Below are 26800 nucleotides of genomic sequence, written 5' to 3'. Positions count from 1 at the left end.
TTAAAAAGCAAGGGGCAAGATGCGATGAAAGTCTTTTGGGAGCTAGGCTGGTTTTTCAAAGAACGAAAAAAGCAATACACATTGGGGATCCTGCTGTTGCTGATGGTGGCATTTCTTGGTGTATTGCCTCCGCGCATTATCGGATTTGTAGTGGACCGCATCAGTGAAGGCAGCTTGACGCCGGAATACCTTGCGACATGGTTGGCCATTCTGGCTGGCGCCGCTTTAGTGATGTACGTGCTGCGCTACATTTGGCGTCTGTTGATATTCGGTTCCTCCATCATTTTGGCACGTAATCTGCGGGCACAGCTGTTTCAGCATTTTACACAGATGTCTCCGGCTTTCTATCAAAAACGTCGTGTCGGTGATTTGATGGCACATGCCACCAATGATCTGCAGGCGGTGCAACAGACAGCGGGTGCGGGTGTACTGACGCTGGTCGACTCCATCGCGACCGGCGGCTTCGTCATCGCGGCCATGGCACTCACCATTGATTGGAAATTGACTTTGATTGTGTTGTTGCCGATGCCGTTGATGGCTTATATGACCAATTATTACGGAAAAATGATGCACCAGCGGTTTCACGGGGCGCAGCAGGCTTTTTCAGGGCTTAATGACAAAACCCAGGAAAGCATTTCCGGAATGAAGGTCATCAAAACCTTCGGCCAGGAACAGCAAGACATCGATGATTTTAAAAGTTTATCGGAACGTGTGGTGGAAGAGAATATCCGGGTGGCGCGTGTCGACTCTTTATTCGATCCGACAATTTCTGCAATTATCGGCATCTGTTATTTTCTGGCCATCGGTTTCGGTTCTTATTTCGTCGTGAATGGGGAGATGACCATCGGAGATTTGGTCGCTTTTACTGCCTATCTCGGGCTTTTGGTATGGCCGATGTTGGCGTTCGGCTGGCTGTTCAATATTGTGGAACGCGGGCGCGCCTCTTATGACCGCATTCGGGTATTGCTGGCAGAACCGGTTGATATCGATGACCGCGAAGATGCCGTCGATGAAGAACCTTCGGGAGGCTTGTCCTTTTCAATTGACCAATTCAAATTCACCGGAGACGAGCGGGCGGCGCTTAAAGATGTCCACTTTACTGTCAAACAAGGTGAAACCCTGGGAATTGCAGGGAAGACCGGTTCGGGGAAATCCGCTATTCTGCGTCTGCTGCTAAGGGAATTTGATGATTATGAAGGTTTGATCCTATTTGGCGGAATATCGATCGATTCCTATAAAATGCAGCGTTTGCGTCAGGCGATCGGCTATGTCCCACAGGACCATTTCCTGTTTTCGACAAGCATTGCCGGTAACATTGCATTCGCGCAGCCAAATGCCGGTCTCCAGGAAATTCAGGAAGCTGCATCATTGGCCCATATTCATGAAGACATCGAGAACTTTACGGAAGGCTATGAAACAATGGTGGGAGAGCGCGGCGTGTCGTTGTCTGGTGGGCAGAAACAGCGGATTTCGATTGCACGGGCATTGCTGAAAGAGCCGGAGCTGCTGATCTTGGATGATTCGCTGTCTGCCGTGGATGCCAAGACAGAAGAAGCGATTTTGCAGTCACTGAAGACGACACGGAGCGGAAAAACCACCATCATCACTTCACACCGTTTAAGCGCCATCCAACATGCCCATCAGATTTTGGTGATGGACAAAGGCACCATTGCGGAAATCGGTTCGCACGAAGAATTGATGAAGAAAAAAGGGCAATACTATGAAATGTATGAGCTGCAGCGATTGGAAGCGCTCGTCGAACAGGGAGGCGAGTTGTAATGTTGGCTAAAGAAACTCAAAAACAACAGGAACTTACCGGACGGGACCAATTGATTGTGTTCAGACGCTTGCTGAAATACTTGGTGCCGCATAAGAAAATGCTGATTTTGGCGATGGGGCTGTTGATTTTGACGGTGCTTGGAGATGTCCTTGGTCCTTTGCTCATTAAAATATTCATCGATGATTATTTGACGCCCGGAAACTTTCCGACAGGGCCGATTATAGGATTGGCAGGCGCTTATTTGTTTATTCAAACATCCAATGTCATCATCAGTTATTTTCAACTGTTGAAATTTCAGGAAGCGGCATTAAAGATTATCCAGCAGTTGCGGATTGATGCTTTTGCGAAAGTGCATGGGTTGGGGATGCGTTATTTCGACCAGACTCCAGCAGGCGGCATCGTTTCTCGCGTCACCAATGACACCGAAGCTATCAAGGAAATGTTCGTCACTGTCCTTATCGGCTTTATCCAAAGCGCCTTTTTGATTGTCGGCGTCTACATCGCCATGTTTTTCCTGAATTTCCGATTGGCCCTTATTACCCTTCTGCTGTTGCCGATTCTTGGGTGGATCATTTACCTGTACCGAAAATACAGCTCGGTATTTTACCAGGATCTAAGGGAACGCCTCGGGCAATTGAATGCCAAATTATCCGAATCAATTCAGGGGATGGGGATGATCCAGGCTTTTGGCCAGGAGACAAGGCTGAAAGATGAGTTTAATGAGATCAACGACAAACATTGGCAGGCCGGAAAACGCAATATCAAAATTGATGGTCTGCTGCTGCGTCCAGCGATTGACCTCGTCTACGCATTGGCGCTCATCATGCTGCTCAGTTATTTCGGCATCACCTCATTTTCAAACACGGTGGAAGTCGGCGTCATCTATGCATTCGTGACATACATCGATCGCTTTTTTGAACCGATCAATCAAGTGATGCAGCGGCTGTCGATTTTTCAGCAAGCGATCGTGGCTGCTTCCCGCGTCTTTTTGCTGCTGGATGAACAGGAGAAAGCACCCCGGCAGTTTGGCACTGCTGGTGAAATCACAAATGGCGAAATCGAATTTCGCAATGTCAGTTTTTCCTATGATGGCAATAAGGAAGTGCTGAAGAATATTTCCTTTAAAGCTAAGCCAGGGCAAACGATCGCTTTAGTCGGCCACACCGGCAGCGGAAAAAGTTCCATCATTAATTTATTGCTGCGTTTTTATGAATTCGAAAAAGGGGAAATCCTGATTGACGGCAACTCAGTAAAAGAATATGAAACAGATGAACTGCGCAGGAAAATGGGGTTGGTGCTGCAAGATCCTTTCTTGTTTTACGGAACGATCGCCAGCAACATCCGGTTGTATGATCAAACACTGACGGACGATGAGGTCCGAAAAGCTTCAGTATTTGTACAGGCCAACCCGTTTATTGAAACTTTGCCGCAAGGCTATAACCAGCAAGTTACAGAACGGGGCTCGACATTTTCGAGCGGGCAGCGTCAATTGGTGGCATTTGCGCGGACGATGGCAACCGATCCCAAGATTCTGGTGCTCGATGAAGCCACCGCGAACATTGACACGGAAACTGAAGTGGCTATTCAAGCCAGTTTGGAGCGCATGCGGCGTGGACGAACGACGATTGCGATTGCGCATAGGCTCAGCACCATCCAGGATGCGGATTTGATTTTGGTGCTGCATAACGGCGAAATCGTCGAGCAAGGAACACATCAGCAGCTGCTTTATCAACGCGGACTGTACCACAAAATGTATTTGCTTCAGAATGGTATTGTTGAGTGAAAATGAACGGCTCAGGCCGTTCTTTTTTATTTCATAAATTTTATCCGATTTTAAGTAATGCTCTTTTTTACTTACTATGTAGTAAACTACAAAAGGTTTTAGGCTAAAACCTAAACACGTCAACAAGAAAAAAACAGTGGCAAAACAGAAAAAGAGACATTCAGCAGGGGTTTAAGCTACCAAAGAGAACAATTAGGCATTTGTCCACAAAGATTTCACAGGCGCAAGGGCGGTGTTTCGCATAAATATTTGGTAAGATGGGAGAAGTATAGGAAGGAGAATTACCAGTGGCATCTGATATCAATTTATTTTTGGCTTTTGGAGCCGGCTTTTTAAGTTTTGTTTCACCTTGTACTTTGCCTTTGTATCCTGCATTTTTATCCTATATAACAGGTATGACCATGGATGAAATCAAAAACGATAAAAAAGTCATGCAACGCCGGGGCATGTTCCACACCTTGTTTTTCCTTTTAGGGTTTTCAACAATTTTTATAGCCCTCGGATTCAGTACTTCATTTTTCTATGAATGGTTTATCCGATATGATGAATTGATTCGACAGGTAGGCGCAATCTTCATCGTCTTATTCGGATTGATGATTGTTGGTGTCTTCTCACCGAAATTCCTTATGCAGGACCGCAAGTTCTCATTTAAAAACCGGCCTTCCGGATTTTTTGGGACATTTGTTATCGGATTGGCATTTGCAGCTGGATGGACACCTTGCACAGGACCGATTACAGCAGCTATTTACGCTCTTGCTGCCACCAATCCGGGATCAGGTGTCTGGTACATGCTGGCTTATGTTTTAGGGTTTGCGATTCCATTCTTCGTCCTATCGTTCTTCGTGACGCGTATGGGTTGGCTGCGCAAGCATAACAAGAAAATCATGAATATTGGCGGTTACATTATGATTGCAGTCGGAATTCTGCTGTTCTTCGACGGTTTGACGTATTTAATCCGGATCATGAGCCCAGTCTTTGGTGATTTCCAAGGATTTTAAAACAACAACTAAGTAGGTGAGCAAGATGGAAATCATTTCTGCGATAGAAGAATATCAATCAAAAATTGCACAAGAGCAATCATTTCTGTTATTTGTAAAAACGGAAAATTGCTCGGTTTGTGAAGGGTTGCGCCCGCAGGTCGAAGCGTTCGAATCCGATTACGGGCTGCCTTTCTATTTGGTTAATGCGGCAAAAGTGCCGGAATTGGCAGGACAGTTGATGCTTTTTACTGCACCGGTTATCCTGTTGTTCCGTCAAGGGAAAGAAATTCAACGATGGGCGCGGTTCGTGCCTATCGATGAATTGCGCCACCGGTTGGATGAACTGGAGGAGAGTTTGAATGTTTGATCAGATTCCTTCAGAAGTCTATTTGATTATCACTACCGCCGGGGCATTCGCTATGGGGTTATTAGCCATGTTTGTCCGTTCGAAATCGGCAAAAAAACCGGCATCGGTCAAAAAAATCATTCTGCCGCCTTTCTTCATGTCGACTGGTGCGTTGATGTTCATTTTTCCAATCTTTCGTGTAGCACCTATACAGATTCTCGAAGCATTAGGTGTCGGTATTCTTTTCTCGACTGTCTTGATTTGGACTTCGAAATTCGAAGTCCGTGATGGTGAGATTTATTTGAAACAATCGAAAGCCTTTGTTTTCATCCTGTTTGGGCTATTGCTTCTGCGCGTAGTTGGAAAAGTGGTATTAAGCTCTAGCATTGATGTCGGCGAATTAGGAGGCATGTTCTGGATTCTGGCATTCGGAATGCTTTGGCCATGGCGTTTGAGCATGCTTTGGCAATATAAAAAAATCGCAGCAAAAGGTAAAAGCGCTGTTCCCATCTAAGGGAGCAGCGCTTTTTATTGTTCAAAATATTGCTCGTAAGGGCTTACGTCAATCTTGAGTTCAGCTAACTTTTTCCGCAAAAACTTATGGTCACGCTTTGGTGTTGCCAGGATGTATCCACGGATAATATGTTCCAGTTTCATCTTTTTAACTTTTTCTTCAAGCAGAACCTGTCCGATCCTGCCCGCGATTTTCTGTTTTGCAACCGGACGGAATAAATCAGGAACAGGTTGCACCAGCTCATTCAACATCGCTTTTTCTTCATCCCCCCATAAATGGATGGTTTTATCGACATAATATTCTTCCCAGTTCAAATCTGAAAGGCCATCTTCCTTTGGCATGGACTTGAGGAACTTTCTGAACATGAAATATCCGCCAATCGCGAATAACCCAACCAGCACCACAACCCAAAATAGGATAAACCATAAAAACCAGCCACTCAGTTCCATATTGTTTCACCTCGTTTTTCCCATTACTTCTATTATAGAAGGGTTTGAAAAGAAATTCATTAAAAATGTATCTCTTTTTTTCATCTGTGTCTATATAGCGAATGAAAGGAGGTGGTAAACATGGCCTTTAGTGATTTTAAAAACGCCAGCATCCGTTGCACTTACGAAAACGGCTTGGATGCCAACGGCAAAGTAAAGAAAAAGATTAAAGCGTACCACAATGTGAAAGAAACAGCAGCCACAGACAACATTTTCGGAGCAACAGCTGTACTGGCAAATTTCGGAACAAGAACGTTGATGGATGTCGAGAAACAATCGACCATCACGATCTACCAATAATCGGCATAGGGGGAATGGAAAATGGCTAAAACATTGGAATTGATTTTTACAACCACTGCTGGGAAAGACGTCACTTTGACTGTAGAAGAGCCACGGGAAAATATCAACGATGCAGAATTGCTGGCAGGAATGCAGGCAATCATCGCTCAGGATATTTTTGAAGTGGAAGGTTCTTCATTCGCATCGGTAAAAGGTGCGCGTGTGGTTGAACGGAATATTGTAGAGTACGCAGTATAAGCAAGAAGCTCTCCTGATTTGGGAGAGCTTCTTTTTCAGTAGAAAGGAGTGAAACTATGGCTGAGTGGATGCAATGGATCCAAGAACTCGGATTCCCCATTTTTGTGTCATTTTATTTGATGCATCGTGTGGAAACGAAACTGGTCGCGATTCATGACGCATTGATTACATTAAAGCTGTCCTGACTTCACAAATTCGTGACAATGGCAGCGCGATATGTATTGTGCGGATTCTGCGCTTTCGCTATGATAAGGATGACGGAAGAGTGGAGGGCATTTTATGCGATATACTTACTTTTTGGCTTTGCTCAGCCTGGTTCTGCTGTTAACAGCATGCGGCAGTTCAACAATTGAGGATTTCTCCTATACAGACCATCGGGGAGAACCGGTGTCTCTTGAAGATTTAAAAGGAACGCCATGGCTGGCGACTTTTATGTTCACGAATTGTGAAACTGTCTGTCCGCCAATGACTTTCAATTTAAGCGGGATTCAGGAAGAGTTGGAAGCTGAGGGAATTGAAGATTATAAAATAGTAGCGTTCAGTGTCGATCCGACTGTGGATACGCCTGAGACGATGCAAGATTATTTAGCGAAGTATTCGGTTCCTGATGAATCAAAATGGCACCTGTTGACGGGGTATACACAACCCGAAATAGCTGAATTTGCGAAAGATAATTTCAGTTCTTTTGTCAAAAATGATCCTGAAAGTGATCAGGTCATTCATGGTACCGCTTTTTATTTAGTGGATCAAGAAGGAACCGTTGCCCATAATTACGACGGTTTTGAAGATGTGCCGGTAGAAGAGATCAAGGAAGACTTGCGCGGATTAATTGAAGGGAAGTAAAAAACCGGTCAAAGACCGGTTTTTTCTTTGCCCAAAAGATCTCTGATTTCGAGAAGGATTTCCTGAGTTTTGTCCAGGACTTCCGGTTCTTCGTCGGCAGGTACATCTTTTTTGCGTTTCAGTTTGGTGAAAACGCGGATCACCATGAAGATGGAGAATGCAATAATAAAAAAATCGATGATAGCTTGGATAAATAGCCCGTAATTCAAGACTACGTCATTGAAGGTATAGCTCCAATTCTCCACGCTGATTCCACCGACCAAAATCCCGACCAGTGGCATAATGATGTCTTCCACCAAAGAAGAAACAACTTTCCCGAAAGCGGCACCGATAACGACTGCTACTGCAAGGTCAAGGACATTTCCTTTTAAGGCGAACTTTTTAAAATCTTCCCACATAGTATTCACCTCCTCTGTTCATTTGTTTAGTCTATCAGAAATATTCTGAAAAATAAAGAAATACAAGAGTGCTTTTGAAAGAGCACCGGTGTATGGAACGATATAGTCTGGAAGCTATGTTACACTAAAAGATATAGATAAAAAGCAACTTAAATCATTAGGGACTCGTCTCTATTGATTGTTAGTATTTAATCAAGCTTTAACAGCTAGCTATTTCCGCTTGGAAAAGTGGAGTTATGTTGTCTGTTGAAACGGGATAATAGGTGTGTGTAAATGAAAAAAAAGAAACTACCCATGAAATGGAAGCGGAAAATCGGTTGCCTGATCCTTTTGGTGCCAGGGGCCATTGTCTTAGCGACACTAGGAATCCTTGTTTTTATGCTGGCCAATTCGGCTTCTGTGTTCACTACGCTCAAAGAAGCACCAAGCCACTTGATAGAGATGGAATTTCCAGAAGAAAATATTCCGCTTTACAAAGATGCAGCTGAAGCATATGGCATTCCATGGACGTTGCTGGCTGCGCATCACCGGATCGAAACAAGATTTTCGACAATGGATCCGTTGCTGTCTCCAGTAGGGGCAGAAGGGCATCTGCAATTTATGCCTTGTACGTTTGTGGGATGGAGACATCCGACTTGTTCTGGGAAAGGCCAAGGGGAGATCAGCGAAGAAGACAAGACCAACCTCGAAGTAATCGCTTATTATGGCGGTTATGGAGTTGACGGCAATGGAGACGGCATAGCAGATCCTTATAATTTAACGGATGCACTGTACAGTGCAGCCAACTATCTGTCCCTAAATGGAGCAGCGGATGGGGATTTGGAAAGAGCGATTTTCCAGTACAACCATAGTGAGGAATACGTAGCAGATGTTCTTCATTATTATCATCTTTACGAAGAAGATTATAATTGACGGCAAAAAAAAGAGTGGACATATGTCCACTCTTTTTTTATTAGGCTCTACGGCCTTTTCTCATAGATCCCATAATCAGGCTAAGAACGAATACGAAGATCAAAGCACCGATTAATGCAGGGATAATAGCTACGCCCCAAATGACAGGACCTAAATCTCCTAGAATCAATCCACCTAACCAGGCACCTATGATACCTGCGATGATGTTACCGATAATGCCGCCTGGAACATCCTTACCTAAAATCATTCCTGCGATCCAACCGATGATACCGCCCATAATAAGGTATAAAATAAAACCCATTTTTTCCAGCTCCTTTTAATGTAATGAATAAGTGCTACACTCTAGGTATAACCGGAATCAGGACGTTTGAAACATAAAAGAGAAAAAAAGTTATAAAACGTGTGCGCCCAAGGTAGTGCTGAAGTGGCGCAGGGCCCAATCATGGCCAGCTTGATCAAAGCTTGCAACAGCATTTTCATGAATGAATATTTTATAGCCTTTGTTATAGGCATCGACCGCAGTATGCAGTACACAGATATCTGTACAAACGCCTACGATATGGATTTCTTCAATTTTTCGTTCCCGCAGCAGCAATTCCAGGTTGGTACCGGCAAATGCACTGTATCTGGTTTTGTCCATCCAAATGATCCGGTCGGCATTGGCTTTATAGACTTCTGCTAGGCGGCCATAAAGTTCTCTTCCGGCAGTTCCTCTTATATTGTGGGGAGGAAAGAGTTCTGCTTCCGGATGAAAGGCGTTGGTTTTTTCATGAAGATCAACCGGCATAACCACCAGCTCTTTTTCAGTCAAAAATTCTTCTGTCAGATTGCAAATCGCTTCTTCAATAGCCTGTCCTGGTTTTCCGCAGGTTAAGGCTCCATCATCTGCTACAAAATCTATTGTATAGTCGACAACCAATAATGCTTTCTTCATAAAATCACTCCAATCCTTTTTCTTGATTATAGCTAAAAGCAGGAGAAAGAAACAATGCTTGCCATCTTCATTCGAATTCAGTATAATCAGACTATTCATAAGGGAGGGGTGGTCTTGATGCAATACGAAAATGTTGAGAAGCTTGACAGACAAGCGTTAATATTTGTGGTCCTTCATACATTGCTTATTTTTAATTTTGCATTGGATTTCGGTTTCTTGACATGAAGCGAAACAAGCAAAAGCCTATCCCGTTTTCAATGGGATAGGCTTTTTTAATGGGTGCCTCTTTTCAGGCGGACCAAAGAATCTTTTAGGATTCGGGATGCGGAGTCGAGTGAAACTCCTAAAATTTCCTGGATTTCTTCCAAATTCTTATGCTCCACAGAGTAAAGGTAATATACATAAGCAAAACGAATATCACCTGACCTCATGGGCATGCCGACAAACGAGGAAAGGGCTTCGGTGTAATCGGACAATGAACCCATCTGGAACATGGTGTATTCATTTTTCACTTTCGAAGATAACAGGTAGGACGTACCGCGAAAGACGGCGCGTTCAATTCCATCCAACATAACAGGGATTTCTTTGTCTGTGAATTCAAGGCGGCATTGATAGCCGTCTTTTTTCTCGACTGCCAACGCCAGCTTGCCATCTCGGTCTTCAAAGTTATCGATATCAATAGCCACCATATCCCGCAGGCGAAGGCCGCGCAGGTAAAGGATATATAAAATCTTAGCATTTAATGAAAGGTGATCGGCTTCGAGCACCGCGTCTTTCTTTTTCAGCAGGTCTTCGTAATCCAAGTGAATATCGGAAGGGGTCAAATCCAGTTTTCTGTTGAATTTGAACTTGGGCATAAAATCGTTGGGAATGCGTCCGATCTGCCACATATAATCGAACCATCTTCTTATATAGATCAGTTTTCGGTTCAGTGTGCTGTCTTTGATGCCGGCAGCGTGCTGGTCCTGCAGAAATTGCTGAATATCGGAAGGACGGATTTCGTGAGGTTCCACCGGTCTTTTGTACGTATGCCTAAGAAAAGCGAAGAGCGAGCGGATCAATTGGACTTCATGGACAACCGTGTTGGGGCTGATGCCGTTGTCCAATCGGAATTTCTCGTAACCATAAGGCATAAAGCGTCACCTCTTCTAAGGGATTTCCTTAAATTATACCATTAATACAGGTAAATAGAACGTATTTTCCCTTTCGTTCCTATTTTGAAGAAACCAATCTCATTTTTATTCTTTCTATAGAAGAGAAAAGAAAATCTATCGCCATAAATGTATATAAACCATTCGATTTAGGGTATGTTAATAAGGATAGGCAATTAGAGGAAACGAAGGTGCATACTGATATGTTCAAAGAAGACAATGCCAAAATCAGGAACCAGATTCTGCAGGCCGTAGAAGGGATGCCTGATGAAAAGCTGAACAGAAAACCGACACCTGAAGAATGGTCACCTATTCAAATCTTGGATCATCTTCAATTAATGGAGACAACTGTTGCCAAAGGCGTATCCCGTGAGCTGAAAAAAGAAACTGGTGAAAAAGCGGTGAAAAAACCGATTGCGTTGACTGTCAGCCGTTCTTTTAAAGTGGATGCTCCGAAACACGTAGTGCCCACCGAAGACTTTGTTACACTCGAAGAAATGAAAGAACGCCTGAATGCTTCCCATAATTTTCTGTACGAAGTGTACAGCCAGGCTACGCCTGAACAGCTGAAACAAAAATCAATGCCGCACCCGGTCTTTGGGAAAGTACCTCTGGTCCAGTGGTTTCCATTTGTGGGCTTACACGAAAAGCGCCATTTCAAGCAACTGCAAGAGACCTTAAGCAAACTCGATTGAGTCGAAAGAAAGTCATTCGAAAAACTTATCACATTGTATAATTTTAATGTAATTTACTTATGCTCAAGCATTAGGTATGATGGAAGAGGAGAAAAGTGCTGTCACGAGCCTTTTCAGAAGATTTAAAGGAGGAACACACAAATGGCAAAGAGCAGTTTGCACAACAGCCGCACTTCTTTTGAGCTAAATGGCAAAACGTTTAACTATTATCGTTTAGCAGCATTAGAAGAAGCAGGGATCGCTAAAGTATCACGCCTTCCTTATTCAATCAAAGTCCTATTGGAATCCGTATTGCGTCAGCACGACGGGTACGTAATCAAAGATGAGCACGTTGAAGAATTAGCAAAATGGGGCAAAGACGCTAACAAAGAAGCTGAAGTTCCATTCAAGCCGTCACGCGTTATCCTTCAGGATTTCACAGGCGTACCAGTAGTCGTTGATTTGGCTGCACTTCGTTCAGCTATGTCTGAAATGGGTGGAGACCCGAACAAAATCAACCCTGAAATTCCAGTGGATCTGGTTATTGACCACTCGGTACAGGTTGACAACTACGGAACACAAGATGCACTACGCATTAACATGGAACTTGAATTCGACCGCAACGCTGAGCGTTACCAATTCCTTAGCTGGGCTCAAAAAGCTTATGACAACTACCGTGCAGTTCCACCCGCAACTGGTATTGTTCACCAAGTAAACCTTGAGTATCTTGCAAACGTTGTCCATGCTGTTGAAAATGCGGATGGTACTTTCGAAACATTCCCTGATACATTAGTCGGTACAGATTCACATACGACAATGATCAACGGAATCGGTGTTCTTGGATGGGGCGTAGGCGGTATCGAAGCAGAAGCCGGTATGCTTGGGCAGCCTTCATATTTCCCGATTCCTGAAGTTATCGGAGTTAAAATGACTGGCGAACTTCCAAACGGTGCTACTGCAACCGATTTGGCGTTGAAAGTTACACAAACTTTGCGTAAAAAAGGTGTTGTAGGTAAATTTGTTGAGTTCTTCGGCCCTGGTGTTACAACATTGCCACTTGCTGACCGTGCAACGATTGCCAACATGGCTCCAGAATACGGCGCAACTTGCGGATTCTTCCCAGTTGACGAAGAAGCGCTTGACTATATGCGTTTGACTGCACGTGATGCAGACCAAATCGCTGTCACTAAAAAATATTTGCAGGAGAACGGCATGTTCTTCACAGTTGACAACGAAGATCCGATCTACACAGACCTTGTGGAAATCGATCTTTCTGAAATCGAACCTAACCTTGCTGGACCAAAACGTCCACAGGATTTGATTCCTTTGTCTCAAATGAAACCTGAGTTCAACAAAGCTGTAACAGGCGAAGAAGGACCACACGGTTTTGCACTTGATGCAGCTGAAATCGCGAAAACAGCAACAGTTAACTTCAAAGACGGCAAAACTGCCGAAATGAAGACTGGTGCATTGGCGATTGCGGCAATCACGTCTTGTACAAACACTTCTAACCCGTACGTAATGCTTGGTGCTGGATTAGTAGCGAAAAAAGCAGTAGAAAAAGGATTGACTCCACCTGCTTACGTGAAAACTTCATTGGCGCCGGGATCTAAAGTCGTTACAGGTTACTTGAACGATTCTGGTTTGTTGGACTACATGAACCAAATCGGCTTTAACCTTGTTGGCTACGGCTGTACAACATGTATCGGTAACTCGGGTCCATTGCTTCCTGAAATTGAAGAAGCGATCTTGGACAACGATCTATTGGTATCATCTGTATTGTCAGGTAACCGTAACTTCGAAGGACGTATCCACCCACTTGTTAAAGCTAACTACTTGGCATCTCCAATGCTTGTTGTTGCTTATGCACTTGCTGGAACTGTGGATATCGACTTTGAATCTGAGCCGATCGGCAAAGACAAAGAAGGAAAAGATGTCTTCTTCAAAGATATCTGGCCTACAACTGAAGAAATCAAACAAGTCGTTAAAGACACAGTTACTCCAGAATTGTTCCGCAAAGAATACGAGCACGTATTCAACGAGAACGAAGCATGGAATGCGATTGAAACTAACGACGATTCATTGTATGAGTTCGATGCAACATCAACTTATATCCAAAACCCGCCATTCTTTGAAGGTCTTTCTAAAGAACCGGCACCGATCCAAGCACTATCCGGCCTTCGTGTAGTTGCGAAATTTGCAGACTCTATCACGACTGACCACATTTCACCAGCTGGTGCCATCGGCAAAGATACGCCAGCAGGCCTATACCTTCGTGAAAACGGCGTAGAGCCACGTAATTTCAACTCTTACGGATCTCGCCGCGGTAACCACGAAGTTATGATGCGCGGAACTTTCGCTAACATCCGTATCCGTAACCAAGTAGCTCCAGGCACAACTGGCGGTTACACAACTTACTGGCCAACGGGCGAAACAATGGCGATCTACGATGCTGCTATGAAGTACCAGGAGCAAGGCACAGGACTTGTTGTCTTGACTGGTAAAGATTACGGCATGGGCTCTTCACGTGACTGGGCTGCTAAAGGTACATTCCTTCTAGGCATCAAAACAGTCATCGCTGAAAGCTACGAGCGTATTCACCGTTCAAACCTTGTGATGATGGGTGTTCTTCCATTGCAATTCGTCAATGGCGAAAGCGCGGATTCTCTTGGTTTGACTGGCCGCGAAACAATCAGCGTCAACTTGACTGATGACGTGAAACCTCGCGACGTCCTTACTGTTACAGCTACTGCTGAAGACGGTAAAGTGACTGAGTTCAAAGTATTGGCACGTTTCGATTCTGAAGTCGAAGTGGATTACTTCCGCCACGGCGGCATCCTGCAAATGGTGCTGCGCAACAAATTGCTAGAAGTATAAGATTTATTCATGTGAAGGCTGCCGGGGAATTCCCCGGCAGCCTTTTCTGTTACATAAAGAATGAGATTTCTTGTATACTAATGTAGAGGTGAAATGGACATGTACATAAGTGAAAAAGAAATAGAAATCCGTTACGCAGAAACCGATCAAATGGGTGTGGTCTATCATGCCAACTACATCATTTGGCTGGAAATTGGCCGTACAAAGCTCATTGAAGACCTGGGATTCACCTATGCAGGTATGGAAAAGGACGGGTATTTATCCCCCGTAACAGACATCTCCATCCAGTATAAGGCGGCACTCCGCTATGGACAGAAAGCTGTTGTCCGGACGTGGGTCGAGGAGCATGGCCGGTTGCGGACCAAATATGGCTATGAAATTCTCCATGAAGATGGAACGATCGCCGCTACCGCAATCTCTGAACATGTCGTGGTCAAAAAAGACAACTTCCGACCAGTGTCCATCAAAAAGATTTATCCCGAATGGCACGCCAAATACGAAGAAATCAAAAAGCAGGTGGCCGATGGCGTTCGGAATTAAAAGGGACGAATTGAATCGCTGGAAACAGGATGTCACGGACGGCCGAATTGCTTTCTTGACGCATTACTGGGTGGATGAGCGTTTTCCCGGCTGCAGCACCGTGACGAAAGTGGGTTGCTGCGACATGGACAAATTGGAGGAATGGGGCAAAAAATACGGATTGAAACGGGAGTGGATGGATTTGCGGGGAGATTACCCGCATTTCGATCTTTTCGGCGATCGGCAACGGGAAATCTTGGAGACTGAAGGTTATCTGGAGCAATTAAACAGATTTCATCGGTAAAAAAACTCTTTATTCTACTCGAATTGCCGAAAGATGTGCGGACGAAAAGACTCGTGATTTTCGGGGGAATACGTGTAGCAATATTATTCAACTGATAAATTTTGTTGCAATTCCCAGGTTTTGAACATCTAAACCAGTCTGGAATTTGTCCGGAATACATCGAAAAAGCTGCCGTCAACTGTCAAAATCAAGACAGTTAACGGCAGCTTTTATGCTTATATGCATGAGAATGTATAAAACAACCAACTATTCATTCATTTAAGCGTTCTGTTTAGAGTATGAATAATCAAGTTCGTGCAGGTCATCATTAACCGTGACCTGAAGATCGTGTCCATCAAAATACCAGACATCGCTTTGTTCAATAAAGTAGGTGACTTGGTCTTCCTCCACCTGAACATCCATTTCATGGGGCTGATCTTTAGTGACGCCCAATGAAAATCCGGGCTGAAGCTTGCTTGCACCTCCGTAGCGGACAAAAAACCTTACCGACTCACCGGGAGACACTTCCATTTCTTCCTTAAACCAATTGAATGCGTCGTCACTGATTTTGATTTGCATATGGCACGTCCTTTCGCAGATGTTACCAGTTGATTTTTGGTTCTGTACCCGCACGGATTCTGGAAATATTAGCCCGGTGGCGGAAAATGATGAAAATCGCTAAAATGTAGATGACGACCATAAACAAGTAATCACCGGTGATCACTCCATAGATGGTGGTGTAGATGATGAACACCACGGCCAAGATGATTGAAGACAAAGACACCATTTTAGTGATTTTCAATGCAATCAATAGCACTGCAACTGCCATGATGAATAGTGGCCATTGGTAGCCCAACAGAATGCCGCCTGAAGTTGCAACTGCTTTTCCGCCTTTAAATTTGGCGAATACAGGATAGATATGGCCAATGACTGCAACGACCCCGAATATCAATGGATGGATATCAGTAGCAATGTACAGGGGAATCAATGTAGCAGCGGTCCCTTTCAGGATATCCAGCAGCGTAACGACAATGCCTGCTTTTTTGCCGAGAGTCCGGAATGTGTTGGTGGCGCCCAGGTTGCCGCTTCCTTTTGTGCGAATATCGGTATTGTAGAATAACTTTCCGATCCACAGAGCAGATGGAATTGAGCCGAGCAGGTAAGCTAATAGAATAGGAAGCAATGTACTCATGATAAACTCCTTTAAAACAACCTTATTTTGTAGTATCAGTTTACCATGACTGAAGATCTTTGAACAATAGATGGCAGATTATTCAACAGGCAAGACGAAATCGTGTATGATAGAATAAAAAGGACAGGTGATCATCTTGAACAATCCTAGCCGTGAAGAAATCAAAAACGTACTCGACAATGCGAAAACCATCGCTGTAATCGGGCTCAGCCCTAATCCGAGCCGAACATCCTATATGGTTTCGGAAGCTATGCAACGGGCCGGTTATCGCATTATCCCAGTTAATCCGCAGACAGATTCCGTACTGGGCGAAAAAAGTTACGCTTCTTTGAGTGATATTCCAGAAAAAGTGGATATCGTCAACGTTTTCCGGCGCAGTGAGTTTTTGGTAGATATCGCTGATGAATTTGTGAAAATCGATTGTCCAGTTTTTTGGACACAATTGAATGTAGTGGATGAAAATGTATTTAATCGATTGGCTGATGCAGGCTATACGGTCATCATGGACCGCTGCATCAAAGTGGAACACGCCATTTTGAAATAAGGCATTACCGCTAAGAGCGCCCAGCGCTCTTTTTCTATGAAGTTTGACAGATGGCCATAGAATAGAATACGATTAAGAGAGAGAATTATACGAACAGATGTTTGTTGGAGGGAATTAGATGGCTAAAATTCAAAGCACGGCATACAACGAAGAAGCGATCCAAGTACTCGAGGGCTTAGATGCCGTCAGAAAACGGCCGGGAATGTATATCGGTTCGACGGACACACGCGGACTTCATCATTTAGTCTATGAAATTGTTGATAACTCAGTTGATGAAGCGCTTGCAGGCTACGGAGACAGAATCACCGTTACGATCCACGAAGACAATAGCATCAGTGTCCGGGATTATGGACGCGGCATGCCTACAGGAATGCACCGCAGCGGCAAACCCACACCAGAAGTGATTTTGACGGTTTTGCATGCTGGAGGGAAATTCGGGCAAGGCGGCTATAAAACAAGCGGAGGCCTGCACGGAGTTGGTGCGTCAGTGGTCAATGCACTGTCCAAGTTTTTGGAAGTCACTATTTACCGCGACGGCAAAAAATACCGCCAACGTTTTGAAAATGGCGGCAAGCCGGTCACCACATTGGAAGAAATCGGTTCAACGAAAGAAACCGGTACAGTCATTCACTTTTTGCCGGATGACGCCATTTTTTCTGTAAGCAAATACAATTATGAAACATTGTCAGAACGTCTTCGCGAATCGGCTTTCTTGCTGAAAGGACTGAAGATCGAGCTGTTCGATCAACGGACAGAAGCCAAGGATGTTTTCCATTACGAAACCGGTATTGAGGCATTTGTCTCTTATTTGAACGAAGAAAAAGATGTGCTGCATCCAGTGGCTTATATCGAGGGGCAGCAGGATGAGATGGAAATCGAGTTTTCTTTCCAATTCAACGATGGCTATTCCGAGACGATTTTGTCATTCGTCAATAACGTCCGCACTCGTGACGGCGGTACACATGAAACCGGCGCAAAAGCAGCGATGACCCGAGTCTTCAATGATTACGCAAGAAAAATAAATCTCTTGAAAGATAAAGATAAGAACCTGGAAGGCTCGGATATCCGCGAAGGATTGGCAGCTATCGTTTCTGTCCGTATTCCCGAAGGGATGCTGCAATTTGAAGGACAGACGAAAAGCAAGCTGGGTACGAGCGAAGCACGGAGCATCGTCGATTCGGTCGTGTCCCAAAAGTTAATGTATTTCCTGGAAGAAAACGCCGATCTCAGCGCATCTCTGGTACGCAAAGCGATTCGGGCATCACAGGCTCGCCTGGCCGCCAGAAAAGCACGGGAAGACGCACGAAACGGCAAGAAACGAAAAAAATCGGATGCTTTGTTATCCGGTAAATTGACGCCTGCCCAATCCCGAAATGCTGCAAAAAATGAATTGTACCTGGTGGAGGGAGATTCGGCCGGCGGCTCTGCAAAACAGGGGCGCGACCGGACATTCCAAGCGATTTTGCCGCTGCGCGGGAAAGTCGTCAACACTGAAAAAGCAAAACTTGAGGAAATCATGAAGAACGAAGAAATCTCGACCATTATCCATGCCATCGGCGGTGGGGTATCTTCGGATTTTTCAATCGACGACATCGCTTATAACAAAGTCATTATCATGACGGATGCCGATACAGATGGTGCGCACATCCAAGTGCTGCTGCTGACGTTCTTCTTCCGCTACATGAAGCCTTTGATTGAAGCAGGCAAAGTCTTCATCGCCTTGCCCCCACTGTACAAAGTCTCCAAAGGCATCGGCAAAAAAGAAGTGATCGACTATGCATGGACAGAAGCCGATCTTGATGAATCCATCAAAAAAGTCGGAAAAGGCTATATGCTGCAGCGTTATAAAGGTCTGGGTGAGATGAACGCAGACCAATTGTGGGAAACCACCATGAACCCGGAAACACGGACGCTGATCCGCGTAACCATTGAAGACAGTGCCCGTGCAGAACGCGGCATCACGACGCTAATGGGTGACAAAGTGGAGCCAAGACGCCGCTGGATTGAAAACAATGTCGACTTCGGACTGGAAGAAGACAGCAATATTCTTGAAAATGATTTGATTCACGCTGAGGAGGAACTTGTATGACACAAACCGAACGATTTCAAGATTTGCCACTGGAAGAAGTAATCGGTGATCGGTTTGGCCGTTACAGCAAATACATCATCCAGGACCGTGCACTGCCGGATGCCCGTGACGGCTTAAAACCCGTTCAGCGCCGGATTTTATATGCTATGTACCACGAAGGCAATACCAATGATAAAGCGTTCCGGAAATCAGCAAAAACTGTCGGTAACGTTATCGGTAACTACCATCCACATGGTGACAGTTCGGTTTATGAAGCGATGGTTCGCTTAAGCCAGGACTGGAAGATCCGCCACATGCTCGTTGAAATGCACGGCAACAACGGATCGATGGACGGCGATTCGCCGGCTGCAATGCGTTATACAGAAGCACGCCTGTCAGCGATTTCATCTGAATTGCTGCGGGACATCGACAAACGCACCGTTGACTTCATTCCGAACTTTGATGATTCGGATATGGAGCCGACCGTTCTGCCAGCACGTTTTCCGAACCTTTTAGTCAATGGATCAACTGGTATTTCTGCCGGCTATGCGACTGATATCCCACCTCACGCCCTTCACGAAGTGCTGGATGCGGTACTGATGCGCATGGACAATCCACAGGCAACCGTTGCTGAATTGATGACCGTCATCAAAGGACCAGATTTCCCGACAGGGGGCATCATCCAAGGGGTGGACGGCATCCGTAAAGCTTACGAAACCGGTAAAGGCAAGATCATTGTCCGCTCAAAAGCGGAAATTGAACCATTAAAAGGCGGAAAAGAACAAATCGTCATTACGGAAATTCCGTTTGAAGTCAATAAAGCCAGTATGATCAAGAAAATCGATGATCACCGCTTTGACCGCAAACTCGAAGGGATTTCTGAAGTACGCGATGAATCCGACAGAACTGGCCTGCGTATTGTCATTGAACTGAAAAAAGATGTTCAGGCTATTGGCATCCTTAATTATTTATACAAAAATACCGATTTGCAGGTCAGCTACAATTTCAACATGGTGGCGATCCATAATCGCCGGCCAACGATGATGACCCTGCAAACGATGCTTGACGCCTATATTGAACACCAAAAAGAAGTCATCACCAAGCGCTCGGAATTTGATCTGCAAAAAGCAAGCGACCGCATGCATATTGTGGAAGGCTTGATGAAAGCTTTGTCGATTCTGGATAAAGTGATCAAAACCATTCGTTCTTCAAAAGATAAACGGGATGCTAAAAACAACTTGATTACATCGTATGATTTCTCTGAAGCTCAATCAGAAGCGATTGTGTCGCTGCAATTATACCGTCTCACCAATACGGACATCACCGATCTTCAAAAAGAAGAGCAGGATCTGAAAAAACTCATCGCTGAGTTGACCGGCATCCTGACCAGTGCAACCAAGTTGAAAAACGTCATCAAAAAAGAATTGGCAACGATCCGCAAGAAGTTCGCCGAACCGCGCCGTTCAGTCATTGAAGACAAAATTGAAGAAATCACCATTACACGCGAAATCATGATTCCGAGTGAAGAAGTGGTCGTGACGGTTACGAAGGAAGGCTATGTCAAGCGGACCAGCACCCGTTCGCATGCGGCTTCCAACGGCAAAGATTTTGCGATGAAGGAATCGGATTATTTGTTGTTCGAAGGCAATTTGAACACTCAGCATACGATTCTGATTTTCACTACAGCCGGGAATTTCGTTTACCAGCCGATCAACGAATTACCGGACATCAAATGGAAAGACCTCGGCCAGCATTTATCAAGCATCGTCCAATTGGATGCGAATGAATCGATCCTTGCCGTCTGCCCATTTGAGAACTTTGATGCGGATGCCAGTATCCTGACCGTATCGAAATTCGGCCAGGTTAAACGTTCAGCTTTAAAAGACTATCATATCCAGCGGTATTCGCGTGCCATTAAAACCATGAACTTGAAATCTGGCGATGCCATGATATTCGCTGGATTGGTGACAAAAGAGACGGAACTGTTCATCGGAACCAACCAAGCATATGGTGTTCGTTTCCCGATGGATGAAGTGCCGCTTACTGGACTTCGCACCGCCGGAGTCAAAGGCGTCAACCTGAAGGACGGCGATGAAGTTGTTTCTGCTGTGATGATTGACCCGGAAGTGAAACAGGAACTTGTGCTGGTGACCCAACGGGGAGCAGCTAAGAAAATGAAGCTTCAGGAATTCGAAAGTGGCAGCCGCGCGAAACGAGGCGTAGTGATGCTGCGCGAATTGAAATCAAATCCTCATCGTGTCGTCGCCGTTATTGGGGCAACCGGAAAAGAAGAGATTCTGCTTGAAACAGCTAAAGGAATACGAATTCCATTGGTTGCCAACTCACTAAAAAATGTGGACCGTTATTCAAACGGATCATTCATTGCTGATGAAGCGACAGACGGCAAAGTAGTTGCAGCTTACCGAATTGAAACAAAAGAATAAACAAATTAACCCACTCCTTTGAATGTAGGAGTGGGTTTTATTCATTCATTCGATAAGGTATAGAAATGGTTAATTATTCATTTGGAATCCATGAAAAAGCAATGGGGAACAAATGGATAGAGAAGTGATTAAAGATGAATATAGGGAACTAGAGGGAGGCCTGAATTTTGTTGAAAGAAGGTGTGGAATTTCATAGCAAGCAGTCATGAAAAAACTTTTCAACAAATTGTCGCAATCTTCTAGACATTATGACGCTGTGATGTGTTAGAGTAGTGAGATAAATAAAAATAAGAAGGTGACATCTATGACTAAGAGCAACATCAAAGAGCTCGACAGAGAACTTACATTAGCCAGAGTATCCGTGGAAGAAATTATGGTAGCCAACCAAGCGCTCAAAGATGTCGTCATCAAGACACCTTTGCAGAAAAACGAACTGTTGTCTGCACGCTATGACTGCAACGTCTATTTAAAGCGTGAGGATCTGCAAGTAGTGCGGTCCTTTAAATTGCGCGGCGCCTATAACTTTATCCGCAGTCTGAGCCCCGCAGACCGTGCCAAAGGAGTGGTCTGTGCCAGTGCGGGCAATCACGCACAAGGCGTTGCATACTCATGCTTTGCGCTTGGAATTGAAGGCAAAATCTTCATGCCCCTGACAACACCGCGCCAAAAAGTGTCGCAAGTGGAACGCTTTGGTGGAGATAAGGTATCGGTTGTTTTGATCGGCGATACTTTTGATGATTCATTCACTGCGGCAATGGATTATTGCACAATGGAAGAAAAAGTCTTTGTTCATCCGTTCAACGACAGCCGCATCATTGCGGGCCAAGGAACGGTCGCGGTCGAGGTGCTGAACGATATGCAAGAACCGGTGGATTATATGTTCTGTGCAATCGGTGGAGGGGGATTGGCGTCCGGAGTGGGTTCTTATTTGAAGGGAATCAGCCCTTCGACGAAATTGGTTGGCGTGGAACCTCAAGGTGCTGCCGGCATGAAAACGTCACTTGCCAATGGACAAGTGACGCGCCTGGACACCATTGATACATTTGTGGACGGTGCTGCGGTTAAACAGGTAGGCGATCTCTCTATGGCGATCTGCACGGATGTTTTAGACGATATCGCTTTGGTTCCCGAAGGCAAGGTCTGTACGACGATTTTGCAGCTGTATAATGAAAATGCCATCGTCGCGGAGCCGGCAGGAGCTTTATCTGTCGCCGCGCTTGATTTTTATAAAGACGACATCAAAGGCAAGAATGTGGTGTGTGTAATCAGCGGAGGCAATAATGACATCGAGCGCATGCAGGAAATCAAAGAGAAATCCTTGATTTATGAAGGCTTGAAGCATTATTTCATCGTCACGTTCCCTCAGCGTGCAGGAGCGCTCCGTAAATTCATGGAACAGGTTCTGGGCGAGACGGATGACATTACGCATTTCGAATACACGAAACGGACAAACCGCGAAGAAGGGCCGGTGCTGGTCGGCATCGAACTGAAATGCCGTGAAGACTACGAGCCGCTTGTTCAACGCATGGCGGAAAACGGCTTCCCTTATAAAGACCTTAACAACGATTCGATGTTGTTCAATTTATTGATTTAACGGTTGCGCCAAGTACCCGCGAATCCGGTAAAAAGGGTGTTCAGCCAATGCTGAACCCCCTTTTATTGTTTCAGGATTAAAATGGTATAGTAGAAAGAACTTAAGAAATGGGGTGGCGCATATGGAAAACCGCTGTTTGTGGGCGCAAAGCAATGCACTTATGCAGGCTTATCATGACGAAGAATGGTGCAGGCCGAGCTTTGATGACCGTTACATTTTCGAAATGCTGACACTTGAAGGGGCACAAGCCGGCTTGTCCTGGAATATTGTGTTGAAAAAGCGGAGCGCTTATCAGGAAGCGTTCCACCATTTTAACCTTTCCTATTGTGCGGAGCTTTCAGATGAGGATTTGGTGTCTATTAAACAGGATTATGCAATCGTCAAACACATCGCCAAAATTCAGTCTGTCCGCAGCAATGCCCGGGCGGTATTGGATCTCCAAAAAGAATGGGGTAGCTTTGCTGATTTTCTATGGAGCTTTACCGATGGCAAGCCGGTCTACAACAATTGGACAAGTGATGCACAGATTCCTGCACAATCGCCTCTGTCCGTTCAACTGAGCAAAGAATTGAAAAAGCGCGGCTTCAAGTTTGTTGGTCCCGTTACAACCTATTCATTTATGCAGGCGATCGGAATGGTTCATGACCATATTGAAAACTGTGCATATCGGCTGGTTGAATAACGGCTGGAAACTTGAATGACGAGGCATGAAGTGAGCAGCGGAAAAAGGAAATCCTTTTCTGCTGCTTTTTTTATTTCTAGAAGGAATTTCCAAAAAAGAGGCGAATAAAGGAAATAGCCATGATGTAACGAATGAGCAGAATAGTTTAACTGCAGTGGACTATATTCGGCCAACGCCCGACTTTTAGGTTGGGCAAGGAAGAGATTTCTTGTTTGCCGTTAAGAAAAGGGTTTTCAGGATCGTATGGGCCGCCAGGGAAACCACGCCAAATTCATCTGCCAGGTTCAACGCGGTTGCTAAAATCTCTTCCCACTGTGGAAACGCCGTGGTATTGACAATTGCTGAGAAATTAATCATTTTACCATTCCTCTTTTCATGTGGTGCATTGTTTTTCAGCACCATTTTCAATTTGTTCTTCTAATCCTACTTTTTTCCACTAGAGCTTATAAGGGTTCTGCGGTAAACTGAATCATAAGGAAGCCTAATTTTTCCTGTTATCTGGTTATTGGAGATCTTATCGAGAAAAGTTCGCTTCCATTCTCATTTATCAGTAAAAAAGCTGGTTAATTTACCTTCTATCCAAATAAGACCATTATTTAAAGCGTGAGTAAACGGTTTTTTCATACGGATAAGACGAGAGTTGGATACCGGTGTTTAAGGCCATAATCTATATGGGTTTAATCGACAGAAAATTACAAGCAAGTTGTGAAGGGAGATGCACCATGTTGAATTTAAAATACTTGGATCTGTTGGCGCAAAAATACGATAGTGAAGAGAAAGTGGCGACTGAAATCATCAACCTGGAGTCCATCCTGGATCTGCCAAAAGGGACGGAGCATTTTGTAAGCGATTTACACGGGGAGTTTCAGGCATTTCAGCACGTGCTGCGAAATGGTTCCGGTAATGTCAAAGTGAAAATCAAGGACTTGTTTAAAGAGGAACTGAGTGAAAAAGAGCTCAATGAATTTGCAACACTGGTCTATTACCCTGAAGAAAAGCTGCAATTGATCAAAAGCAATTTCACCAGCAAAAAGGAATTGCAGGAATGGTACATAGAAGTTATTGAGCGGATGCTGAAACTTGTTTCGTATGCGTCATCCAAATACACGCGCTCAAAGCTTCGCAAAGCCTTGCCGAAGCAATTCGTCTATATCATTGAAGAGCTGTTGTACAAAACCGATGAATTCAAAAACAAAAAAGAGTATTACGCCAAAATGGTTGAGCAGATCATTGCGCTTGGCCAAGCCGATAAGCTGATTATCGGGCTTGCTTATACAACACAGCGATTGGTTGTGGATCATCTGCATGTAGTGGGTGATATTTATGACCGGGGGCCGGATCCGCATAAAATCGTGGACACGCTGATCGACTATCATTCCGTCGATATTCAATGGGGAAATCACGACGTTCTTTGGATCGGGGCTTTTGCAGGATCGAAAGTGTGTCTTGCGAACATCATCCGCATTTGTGCACGTTACAACAATCTGGACATCATTGAAGACGTCTACGGCATCAATCTGCGGCCGTTGCTGAACCTGGCCGAAAAATACTATGAGGACAATCCAGCGTTCCACCCGAAAAGAATTTCAGGGGAAACCATGACGGAACAGGAACAGCTGCAAATCACCAAAATCCACCAGGCCATTTCCATCATCCAGTTCAAGCTGGAAAGCCCGATCATCAAGAGACGTCCATGTTTTGCTATGGAAGATCGCCTCCTGCTTGAAAAAGTGGATTATGATAAAAATGAAGCCACCATCCACGGGAAAACCTATCCACTGGAAAACGGTTGTTTCGCTACTGTCAATCCGGAAAAGCCGGATGAATTGCTGGAAGAAGAAGAGCAGGTCATCGATAAATTGCTGTTCTCACTACAGCATTCTGAAAAACTGGCAAGGCATATGAATTTCCTCATGAAAAAAGGCAGCCTTTATTTGAAGTACAATGGCAATCTGCTGATTCATGGCTGCATTCCGCTGGATGAAGAAGGCAATATGGAGAAAATGGAAATAGATGGGAAAAGTTATGCCGGCCGTGATCTGCTGGATCTGTTTGAAGATTATCTTCGCCATTCCTTTGCCCATCCTGAAGAAACCGACGATTTCGCGACCGATATGGTCTGGTATTTATGGACTGGCGAATATTCCTCGCTTTTCGGCAAAAGGGAAATGACGACGTTCGAGCGTTATTTCATCAAAGACAAAGACACGCATAAGGAACGGAAAAATCCGTATTATTATTTGCGTGAAGATGAGGACATGTGCCGTAAAATGCTGGAGGAGTTTGATTTGAATCCGGATCACGGGCGCATCATCAATGGCCATACGCCAGTCAAGGAACGCGACGGCGAAAATCCAATCAAAGCGAACGGCAAGATGCTGGTCATCGACGGCGGATTTTCTAAAGCCTATCAATCGACCACCGGAATCGCAGGCTATACGCTGTTGTACAATTCATATGGCATGCAGCTGGTCGCGCATCAGCTCTTCAATTCGAAAGAAGAAGTCCTGCAAAAAGGGACCGATGTCTTGTCGGCGAAACGCCTCGTCGATGAAGAGCTGGAACGCAAAAAAGTACGAGAAACGAATATCGGTGAAGGCTTATTGCAGGAAATCTTCAATTTGAACAGCCTGCGCGAATACCGATATATGAAATGATCTATTATTGAATGGCATACAAAAAGGAAGAGCTGCAACAACGGCTCTTCCTTTTTGATGTGGTTTATTAATAAAACGTAGATAATTAGGCATTTCACCCTTTTACAGAACTGTCTGTGCGAACGGATTTTCGTTTCAAGGCATAGCGTTGTTCGAGATTAGGTCCAAGCTGAAACAACAAGACGCCTCCACTAATCAGCAGGACGCCAAGCAAAGACTGCCAGGTGAAAGGCACTTTTTCCAGGCCGAACCAGCCGAGTGTGTCCCACATGAGGCCGAAGAAAATCTGCGACACCATAATCAGGGAAATGGCGCGGCTGGGTCCGAGAAGCTGGACGCCTTGCGTTACACAAGCGACAACGCCGACACCGAGAATGCCACTGAACCAGAACCAGGGCTGTGCCTGGAATTCGAACAGGCTACTGCCTTCAAAAGCGAGGCCGGCGGCGAGTGAAGCCACAAATCCGAGGAGCAGGACAAGGGCTGTAGTAGACCAGACGCTGACCTGTTTTTTGACGTTGGCGTTGAATGTATTTTGAAGGCAGACAAATGCCCCGCCAAGCAATGCCAGTAATATGCCGATAGCCATATACATATCTC

Annotated in this window: 29 protein-coding genes; 20 read left to right on the top strand and 9 right to left on the bottom strand. The window is 44.9% G+C overall.

All coding sequences use genetic code 11. The features are described from left to right. The first annotated feature begins 24 nt into the window (after nt 1-24). The 5 genes from QMA01_RS05560 to QMA01_RS05540 all read left to right on the top strand — a co-directional run bounded on the left by QMA01_RS05560 (nt 25) and on the right by QMA01_RS05540 (nt 5403). A complete protein-coding gene (locus QMA01_RS05560; RefSeq protein ID WP_290214497.1) occupies nt 25-1779 on the top strand; it encodes an ABC transporter transmembrane domain-containing protein in 1755 nt (584 codons plus the stop codon). Continuing rightward, nucleotides 1779-3563: an ABC transporter ATP-binding protein gene (locus QMA01_RS05555; protein ID WP_290184980.1), complete on the top strand. Its 1785-nt coding sequence runs from the start codon at nt 1779-1781 to the stop codon at nt 3561-3563. The genes QMA01_RS05560 and QMA01_RS05555 overlap by 1 nt, the downstream gene beginning before the upstream one ends. A 287-nt stretch (nt 3564-3850) precedes the next feature. Continuing rightward, nucleotides 3851-4561: a cytochrome c biogenesis CcdA family protein gene (locus QMA01_RS05550; protein ID WP_191715811.1), complete on the top strand. Its 711-nt coding sequence runs from the start codon at nt 3851-3853 to the stop codon at nt 4559-4561. Nucleotides 4562-4586: 25 nt separating this feature from the next. Continuing rightward, nucleotides 4587-4910 carry a thioredoxin family protein gene (locus QMA01_RS05545; RefSeq protein WP_191715810.1) on the top strand — a complete coding sequence of 108 codons (324 nt, stop codon included), beginning with the start codon at nt 4587-4589 and terminating at the stop codon, nt 4908-4910. Beyond that, nucleotides 4903-5403: a CcdC family protein gene (locus QMA01_RS05540; protein ID WP_191715809.1), complete on the top strand. Its 501-nt coding sequence runs from the start codon at nt 4903-4905 to the stop codon at nt 5401-5403. The genes QMA01_RS05545 and QMA01_RS05540 overlap by 8 nt, the downstream gene beginning before the upstream one ends. A gap of 14 nt (nt 5404-5417) precedes the next feature. Here QMA01_RS05540 and QMA01_RS05535 read toward each other — a convergent pair whose 3' ends face one another. After that, nucleotides 5418-5852 (bottom strand): DUF2621 domain-containing protein, encoded by a 435-nt coding sequence (locus QMA01_RS05535; protein WP_290214496.1) that lies wholly within the window; start codon nt 5850-5852, stop codon nt 5418-5420. A 120-nt stretch (nt 5853-5972) separates the two neighbouring features. Here QMA01_RS05535 and QMA01_RS05530 point away from each other — a divergent pair, with 120 nt between their 5' ends. From QMA01_RS05530 to QMA01_RS05515, 4 genes are all read left to right on the top strand, one after another. After that, on the top strand, nt 5973-6191 hold the full coding sequence (locus tag QMA01_RS05530) for a DUF1659 domain-containing protein (RefSeq protein ID WP_191715807.1): 219 nt from the start codon (nt 5973-5975) through the stop codon (nt 6189-6191). A gap of 21 nt (nt 6192-6212) precedes the next feature. Then, a complete protein-coding gene (locus tag QMA01_RS05525; RefSeq protein WP_191715806.1) occupies nt 6213-6428 on the top strand; it encodes a DUF2922 domain-containing protein in 216 nt (71 codons plus the stop codon). 56 nt (nt 6429-6484) lie between these two features. Beyond that, nucleotides 6485-6613, top strand: coding sequence for a YvrJ family protein (locus QMA01_RS05520; protein ID WP_006831430.1), 129 nt, complete (start codon nt 6485-6487; stop codon nt 6611-6613). 94 nt (nt 6614-6707) lie between these two features. Beyond that, the gene (locus tag QMA01_RS05515) at nt 6708-7271 is read left to right on the top strand and encodes an SCO family protein (RefSeq protein WP_290184978.1); all 564 of its coding nucleotides are present in this window, start codon (nt 6708-6710) and stop codon (nt 7269-7271) included. Nucleotides 7272-7279: 8 nt separating this feature from the next. Here QMA01_RS05515 and mscL read toward each other — a convergent pair whose 3' ends face one another. Further along, a complete protein-coding gene (mscL, locus tag QMA01_RS05510; protein ID WP_191715804.1) occupies nt 7280-7669 on the bottom strand; it encodes a large conductance mechanosensitive channel protein MscL in 390 nt (129 codons plus the stop codon). 273 nt (nt 7670-7942) lie between these two features. Between mscL and QMA01_RS05505 the strand changes: the two genes are divergently transcribed. Beyond that, nucleotides 7943-8581, top strand: a complete 639-nt coding sequence (locus QMA01_RS05505; protein ID WP_290214495.1) for a lytic transglycosylase domain-containing protein — start codon at nt 7943-7945, stop codon at nt 8579-8581. 40 nt (nt 8582-8621) lie between these two features. Here QMA01_RS05505 and QMA01_RS05500 read toward each other — a convergent pair whose 3' ends face one another. The 3 genes from QMA01_RS05500 to QMA01_RS05490 form a co-directional block, all read right to left on the bottom strand. After that, a complete protein-coding gene (locus QMA01_RS05500) occupies nt 8622-8882 on the bottom strand; it encodes a GlsB/YeaQ/YmgE family stress response membrane protein (RefSeq protein ID WP_191715802.1) in 261 nt (86 codons plus the stop codon). A 90-nt stretch (nt 8883-8972) separates the two neighbouring features. Next, on the bottom strand, nt 8973-9515 hold the full coding sequence (locus QMA01_RS05495; protein ID WP_191715801.1) for a cysteine hydrolase family protein: 543 nt from the start codon (nt 9513-9515) through the stop codon (nt 8973-8975). A 272-nt stretch (nt 9516-9787) separates the two neighbouring features. Further along, nucleotides 9788-10648 carry a site-specific integrase gene (locus tag QMA01_RS05490; protein ID WP_290214494.1) on the bottom strand — a complete coding sequence of 287 codons (861 nt, stop codon included), beginning with the start codon at nt 10646-10648 and terminating at the stop codon, nt 9788-9790. A gap of 221 nt (nt 10649-10869) precedes the next feature. Here QMA01_RS05490 and QMA01_RS05485 point away from each other — a divergent pair, with 221 nt between their 5' ends. From QMA01_RS05485 to QMA01_RS05470, 4 genes are all read left to right on the top strand, one after another. Further along, on the top strand, nt 10870-11361 hold the full coding sequence (locus QMA01_RS05485) for a DinB family protein (protein ID WP_191715799.1): 492 nt from the start codon (nt 10870-10872) through the stop codon (nt 11359-11361). A 141-nt stretch (nt 11362-11502) separates the two neighbouring features. After that, complete coding sequence (acnA, locus tag QMA01_RS05480) at nt 11503-14217, top strand: aconitate hydratase AcnA (RefSeq protein WP_290214493.1); 2715 nt, start codon at nt 11503-11505, stop codon at nt 14215-14217. A gap of 99 nt (nt 14218-14316) precedes the next feature. Beyond that, the gene (locus tag QMA01_RS05475) at nt 14317-14757 is read left to right on the top strand and encodes an acyl-CoA thioesterase (protein ID WP_191715797.1); all 441 of its coding nucleotides are present in this window, start codon (nt 14317-14319) and stop codon (nt 14755-14757) included. Continuing rightward, on the top strand, nt 14741-15040 hold the full coding sequence (locus QMA01_RS05470) for a hypothetical protein (RefSeq protein WP_191715796.1): 300 nt from the start codon (nt 14741-14743) through the stop codon (nt 15038-15040). The genes QMA01_RS05475 and QMA01_RS05470 overlap by 17 nt, the downstream gene beginning before the upstream one ends. Before the next feature lie 258 nt (nt 15041-15298). Here the strand turns inward: QMA01_RS05470 and QMA01_RS05465 are convergent, their stop codons facing one another. Together QMA01_RS05465 and plsY are read right to left on the bottom strand one after the other, a co-directional pair. Then, nucleotides 15299-15598 carry a HesB/YadR/YfhF family protein gene (locus QMA01_RS05465; protein ID WP_290214492.1) on the bottom strand — a complete coding sequence of 100 codons (300 nt, stop codon included), beginning with the start codon at nt 15596-15598 and terminating at the stop codon, nt 15299-15301. A gap of 22 nt (nt 15599-15620) precedes the next feature. Further along, on the bottom strand, nt 15621-16211 hold the full coding sequence (gene plsY / locus QMA01_RS05460) for a glycerol-3-phosphate 1-O-acyltransferase PlsY (protein ID WP_191715794.1): 591 nt from the start codon (nt 16209-16211) through the stop codon (nt 15621-15623). A gap of 130 nt (nt 16212-16341) precedes the next feature. On the opposite strand from plsY, the gene QMA01_RS05455 reads away from it, so the two are divergent. The 5 genes from QMA01_RS05455 (at nt 16342) to QMA01_RS05435 (ending at nt 23543) form a co-directional block, all read left to right on the top strand. Beyond that, nucleotides 16342-16755 carry a CoA-binding protein gene (locus QMA01_RS05455; RefSeq protein ID WP_191716057.1) on the top strand — a complete coding sequence of 138 codons (414 nt, stop codon included), beginning with the start codon at nt 16342-16344 and terminating at the stop codon, nt 16753-16755. A gap of 118 nt (nt 16756-16873) precedes the next feature. Further along, entirely contained in the window at nt 16874-18844 is a 1971-nt protein-coding gene (gene parE / locus QMA01_RS05450; RefSeq protein WP_191715793.1) for a DNA topoisomerase IV subunit B, read from the top strand. After that, nucleotides 18841-21267: a DNA topoisomerase IV subunit A gene (parC, locus tag QMA01_RS05445; RefSeq protein ID WP_191715792.1), complete on the top strand. Its 2427-nt coding sequence runs from the start codon at nt 18841-18843 to the stop codon at nt 21265-21267. Before parE ends, parC begins: the two co-directional genes overlap by 4 nt. A 304-nt stretch (nt 21268-21571) precedes the next feature. Beyond that, nucleotides 21572-22861 carry a threonine ammonia-lyase IlvA gene (ilvA, locus tag QMA01_RS05440; protein WP_290214491.1) on the top strand — a complete coding sequence of 430 codons (1290 nt, stop codon included), beginning with the start codon at nt 21572-21574 and terminating at the stop codon, nt 22859-22861. 121 nt (nt 22862-22982) lie between these two features. After that, on the top strand, nt 22983-23543 hold the full coding sequence (locus QMA01_RS05435; protein ID WP_290184963.1) for a DNA-3-methyladenine glycosylase I: 561 nt from the start codon (nt 22983-22985) through the stop codon (nt 23541-23543). A gap of 183 nt (nt 23544-23726) precedes the next feature. Here the strand turns inward: QMA01_RS05435 and QMA01_RS05430 are convergent, their stop codons facing one another. Continuing rightward, complete coding sequence (locus QMA01_RS05430; protein ID WP_290214490.1) at nt 23727-23951, bottom strand: hypothetical protein; 225 nt, start codon at nt 23949-23951, stop codon at nt 23727-23729. Nucleotides 23952-24268: 317 nt separating this feature from the next. Between QMA01_RS05430 and QMA01_RS05425 the strand changes: the two genes are divergently transcribed. After that, on the top strand, nt 24269-26200 hold the full coding sequence (locus QMA01_RS05425; protein ID WP_203340048.1) for a fructose-1,6-bisphosphatase: 1932 nt from the start codon (nt 24269-24271) through the stop codon (nt 26198-26200). Nucleotides 26201-26294: 94 nt separating this feature from the next. Here the strand turns inward: QMA01_RS05425 and QMA01_RS05420 are convergent, their stop codons facing one another. Then, nucleotides 26295-26789 (bottom strand): DMT family transporter, encoded by a 495-nt coding sequence (locus QMA01_RS05420; RefSeq protein ID WP_191715789.1) that lies wholly within the window; start codon nt 26787-26789, stop codon nt 26295-26297. Between the last annotated feature and the right edge of the window lie 11 nt (nt 26790-26800).

The sequence above is a fragment of the Planococcus notacanthi genome (assembly GCF_030407825.1).
GTDB lineage: Bacteria > Bacillota > Bacilli > Bacillales_A > Planococcaceae > Planococcus > Planococcus notacanthi.
Note: the sequence above shows the minus strand (reverse complement) of the source record. Positions and strands in the feature narration are given on the sequence as shown.

Excerpts from the sequence above, each read along its gene's own strand:
- QMA01_RS05560 (WP_290214497.1), top strand. The coding sequence starts at position 25 with ATGAAAGTCTTTTGGGAGCTAGGCTGGTTTTTCAAAGAACGAAAAAAG.
- QMA01_RS05555 (WP_290184980.1), top strand. The coding sequence starts at position 1,779 with ATGTTGGCTAAAGAAACTCAAAAACAACAGGAACTTACCGGACGGGAC.
- QMA01_RS05545 (WP_191715810.1), top strand. The coding sequence starts at position 4,587 with ATGGAAATCATTTCTGCGATAGAAGAATATCAATCAAAAATTGCACAA.
- QMA01_RS05540 (WP_191715809.1), top strand. The coding sequence starts at position 4,903 with ATGTTTGATCAGATTCCTTCAGAAGTCTATTTGATTATCACTACCGCC.
- QMA01_RS05535 (WP_290214496.1), bottom strand. The coding sequence starts at position 5,852 with ATGGAACTGAGTGGCTGGTTTTTATGGTTTATCCTATTTTGGGTTGTG.
- QMA01_RS05530 (WP_191715807.1), top strand. The coding sequence starts at position 5,973 with ATGGCCTTTAGTGATTTTAAAAACGCCAGCATCCGTTGCACTTACGAA.
- QMA01_RS05525 (WP_191715806.1), top strand. The coding sequence starts at position 6,213 with ATGGCTAAAACATTGGAATTGATTTTTACAACCACTGCTGGGAAAGAC.
- QMA01_RS05520 (WP_006831430.1), top strand. The coding sequence starts at position 6,485 with ATGGCTGAGTGGATGCAATGGATCCAAGAACTCGGATTCCCCATTTTT.
- QMA01_RS05515 (WP_290184978.1), top strand. The coding sequence starts at position 6,708 with ATGCGATATACTTACTTTTTGGCTTTGCTCAGCCTGGTTCTGCTGTTA.
- mscL (WP_191715804.1), bottom strand. The coding sequence starts at position 7,669 with ATGTGGGAAGATTTTAAAAAGTTCGCCTTAAAAGGAAATGTCCTTGAC.
- QMA01_RS05505 (WP_290214495.1), top strand. The coding sequence starts at position 7,943 with ATGAAAAAAAAGAAACTACCCATGAAATGGAAGCGGAAAATCGGTTGC.
- QMA01_RS05500 (WP_191715802.1), bottom strand. The coding sequence starts at position 8,882 with ATGGGTTTTATTTTATACCTTATTATGGGCGGTATCATCGGTTGGATC.
- QMA01_RS05495 (WP_191715801.1), bottom strand. The coding sequence starts at position 9,515 with ATGAAGAAAGCATTATTGGTTGTCGACTATACAATAGATTTTGTAGCA.
- QMA01_RS05490 (WP_290214494.1), bottom strand. The coding sequence starts at position 10,648 with ATGCCTTATGGTTACGAGAAATTCCGATTGGACAACGGCATCAGCCCC.
- QMA01_RS05485 (WP_191715799.1), top strand. The coding sequence starts at position 10,870 with ATGTTCAAAGAAGACAATGCCAAAATCAGGAACCAGATTCTGCAGGCC.
- acnA (WP_290214493.1), top strand. The coding sequence starts at position 11,503 with ATGGCAAAGAGCAGTTTGCACAACAGCCGCACTTCTTTTGAGCTAAAT.
- QMA01_RS05475 (WP_191715797.1), top strand. The coding sequence starts at position 14,317 with ATGTACATAAGTGAAAAAGAAATAGAAATCCGTTACGCAGAAACCGAT.
- QMA01_RS05470 (WP_191715796.1), top strand. The coding sequence starts at position 14,741 with ATGGCGTTCGGAATTAAAAGGGACGAATTGAATCGCTGGAAACAGGAT.
- QMA01_RS05465 (WP_290214492.1), bottom strand. The coding sequence starts at position 15,598 with ATGCAAATCAAAATCAGTGACGACGCATTCAATTGGTTTAAGGAAGAA.
- plsY (WP_191715794.1), bottom strand. The coding sequence starts at position 16,211 with ATGAGTACATTGCTTCCTATTCTATTAGCTTACCTGCTCGGCTCAATT.
- parE (WP_191715793.1), top strand. The coding sequence starts at position 16,874 with ATGGCTAAAATTCAAAGCACGGCATACAACGAAGAAGCGATCCAAGTA.
- parC (WP_191715792.1), top strand. The coding sequence starts at position 18,841 with ATGACACAAACCGAACGATTTCAAGATTTGCCACTGGAAGAAGTAATC.
- ilvA (WP_290214491.1), top strand. The coding sequence starts at position 21,572 with ATGACTAAGAGCAACATCAAAGAGCTCGACAGAGAACTTACATTAGCC.
- QMA01_RS05435 (WP_290184963.1), top strand. The coding sequence starts at position 22,983 with ATGGAAAACCGCTGTTTGTGGGCGCAAAGCAATGCACTTATGCAGGCT.
- QMA01_RS05420 (WP_191715789.1), bottom strand. The coding sequence starts at position 26,789 with ATGGCTATCGGCATATTACTGGCATTGCTTGGCGGGGCATTTGTCTGC.